General features: G+C 60.9%; 2 protein-coding genes. Both read right to left on the bottom strand.

The window, feature by feature from the left end:
- Positions 1 to 240 precede the first annotated feature (240 nt).
- The gene (locus tag AC0B44_RS21160) at positions 241 to 1,203 is read right to left on the bottom strand and encodes an SMI1/KNR4 family protein (RefSeq protein WP_471904691.1); all 963 of its coding nucleotides are present in this window, start codon (positions 1,201 to 1,203) and stop codon (positions 241 to 243) included.
- Between the two features lie 61 nt (positions 1,204 to 1,264).
- Complete coding sequence (locus AC0B44_RS21165; RefSeq protein ID WP_471904692.1) at positions 1,265 to 3,241, bottom strand: NucA/NucB deoxyribonuclease domain-containing protein; 1,977 nt, start codon at positions 3,239 to 3,241, stop codon at positions 1,265 to 1,267.
- Positions 3,242 to 3,287 lie beyond the last annotated feature (46 nt).

Raw genomic sequence — 3,287 nt, forward strand, 5'->3', positions numbered from 1 at the left:
CTCGAGCGAAACAGCATAGTATCCAGCACGACTCGTTGATCACTACGTCTACTGCAGAGCCGATCCGAAGTCCACCACTCCACGGGGCACTATCGACTGGCGAGACACACCGCTACAGATTGACGGATCATGGGCGAGACAATGGAGCTCGTCAACGTCGGAACGCTCATTCCTCCCTTGCTGGATCCGCCATCCTTCTGCTCGATCGAGTTCGATCTGATTCCCGTCAACCGCGGAGGCTCAGTCGGGACTTTGCCAGGCGAGTGTTCCCGAAGTGGTCGGTGTCCAGTCATCATGAAATGTGCCTCGTACCCGGATGGCGTCGACGACATCCGCGACCATGGCGCTAGCCGAGGACCACAGAGGGCGCGAACCACCCGCCGTGGCGGAGTACTCGACGACACAACCGTGCAGCGAGCCGGTGCGGATGTCGACGCACAGCGACGTACCAGCGGCGTCATCTGCGATGGGAATCAGCTCGGGTACAAACACTTCGGCCGGAGTGCCAGCGGGCGCTGTCCGAATCGCCGACTCGTCCGGTACGGAACCCTCCGGCCAGCGCTCTCGTAGATCGTCGGTGATCTGCATCCACATGTCCCAAGTGGTGATCGCTTCGTTGAGTGAGAGCAGCCGGAACATCGGCACGATCTCGATACCTCCGGGGTGGAGGCTGAACAGCTCGCGGATCTCGTCGGGCCACCGGTATCCGGTGTGGTTCTCGGCGGCGGCGAGATCGTTGTCGGTGGCGCCTGGTGTCGTCGTGTCGTCGAGGGCTCCGGTGGAAGCGAGGTCTTGCCACAACGCGGCTAGATGGCCTCCGACGATGTCGTAGCGTGGTCCTTCTAACCCGTCTCTATCGGCGCTCTTCCGCTCGGGCAGTGCGGCAGTATCGCGTTCGGTTACTGATTGTTGCTGTTGTGCATCCCACTTGCGCAAGGCTTCTTCGGCGCTGGCAACGGCCTCGTTCAATGGCAGGAAGCCGTCAAGGCCGGGAAGATCGATCGGTCCCTTCAGGCCGTTTATTAGGAGGCGACCGGGAATGGTTTTGATGGTGCTTCCGGTTCTTTCCGCCCATTCCTGGGCGGCATGCACTGCATCGCGTGCTGCCTCCGCGATTGAATCAGAGTTGTTGATTCCGTGCAGTCCCTGTCCGCCCCCGGTGTCACCACGGCGGTAGAAGACGGTCAGATCCCATGCGATCATGACTGCAACCTCCATTCTGGCCCGAGTATCGGGGCCGGCACATTCCCGGCCCCGATACTCATCATCCTGTGGGGAGAGATCCGCCGTTCGCATCGACGTGGAACGGATCGTTCATCAGCACTCGGTTCCAATGGTAGAACCAGCGCAAGTCAACTCCGCCTCCTCTGTTGTCGTTTCGGTTGATGAAGCAGATGCTGTACCCGGGTCCCGTGCCACCCTGCGCCACTGCGGGCAGCTGGCAGCCGGGAAACGTCCGCTCGACGCCGCCAGCGGCCGCGCCCTCAAGTGATGAGGCGAACGGGTATTCGTCGCAGTCGGTGTTTGTGGGAACTGGAGAAGGCACGCGGGGATTCTTCCTGCAGGCGTTGTCACGGTTCTCGGTCTCGTATTCTCGTGTTCCCTTGTGGAGTGGTGCTGCTGATAGGGATCCGGGGGTTCCGGATGCCTGCGATGCTGCGATATGACCGGTCAACTCATTGCGGCTCGGACCGTAGTAGAGGACCGGCGTCTGCCCTGGATAGATACATCCGATGCGGCCGGGAGTCATGTCGTTATCACAGCGGATCGTCGGGAAGTTGACCGGCTGAACATGCTGGATTTCCACCCAACTGTACGAAGACGACGGCCGGAAGTTGTGGTCGATCATCGGGATTGCCGCCTCGACAGCACCTGCTACAGGAGTGGGAGTGGTCATTGTGAACTCCTTGTAGTAGGTCGTGCCAGGAGCCATTTCCCACCAGTTCATTTCGCTCCCACTATGGGAGCACGTGCCGATGGTGCAGCGGACGTCTGCTTTGAGTTGGGCGTACTGCATTGCCCCGGTGGTGCTCTTCACGATGTACCGGTAGCGAAAATCGATGTTCTTGCTGTTCCAATACGTACGGGCCTCGGTCTCGAGGTCCATATCGAGGGCCCCGACAGGGGAGCCTCCCGGCTCGTGGATGACGTACCGGACGGAGGTTGCTCGGCAGGCGTAGAGCCGCCTCTCGTACCAATTTGGGTAGTTTTCCCAGCATGCTGCCTCGACGACGCTGTTGGGAGGTTGGGGTTCTGACAGCGGCGTCACCTGATCCCCGGACCGAGCTTCCGGAGAGGTCTCGAGACAGGGGATGACGACGTTCGGGTTCGGATCCCTCGGCATCCGAGCGACTTCGTCACACGTGGGCATGACTACGTCGTTCTGTCTCATTACGCCAGGCAAGACAGTGTTTGGGTTCGGTACGGTGACGCCATCGGTACAGATTCCGCTGGGGCACGGACCTGTTGGGTCGTCGAAAACCGACTGTTGTTCTCCGAGATGGGCGTAGACGGTCCCGTTCTCGAAGTTCTGTCCGAATCCCCCGTCGACCGGGTATTCATCGCTTACCGGGAAGCCGTACTGCCCAGCCTCCCATCCGCTGCTCTCCCACTGGTTTCGGATTTCGCCCCGGACCATGAAGGTCTTTGATCCGTTTTTCTGATAGAGGGATCCGCCCTCGAAGTGGGCGAACCGTCCTTGCCCATTCGGGGTTGCCTGCTCGTCGTTCACTGGAAACCCGAGCGGTCCGGTGTCTCCGTTCAGCGACCACCATTTTTCACGGAACGGCAGGTACAAGGCATGGGCGCCGGTGGGGCCGGACCAGGTGATGGTGCCGTTGAGGAAGTTGTTGTAGCGGCCGTTGTGCCTGGTTGCCCAGATCTCGTCGCTGCTGGGGTATCCGAGGGGACCGGTTTCTGCTCCGAGGGCGTTGTACTTGTCTCGGATCGCTCCGCCGACGATGCCGAGGGACAGCGGGCTCCAGTAGATCGCGGCTCCCGACTGGAATTCCTGGCGACGGCCGTTCTGGAGAATTATCTCGTCACTGGTCGGGTAGCCGAGCCAACCGGATTCCCAGCCATGCTCGCCCCACTTCATCATGAAGTGATTCAATACCGGGTGCGCGCCAGCATTCGGGTGCCAGTAGATCGGGCCGTTGACGAATGTGACGCGTTGCCCCACTCCATCAGGATGGGCCTTGACCCCCGTCCGTGGACACGGGTGGTGGATTACGCCGCGGATGCCAGCGTAGCGATGTAGAGGCTCTCGTAGGTGTTCGGGGACCGGT

This window comes from Rhodococcus sp. NPDC019050 (assembly GCF_055664235.1).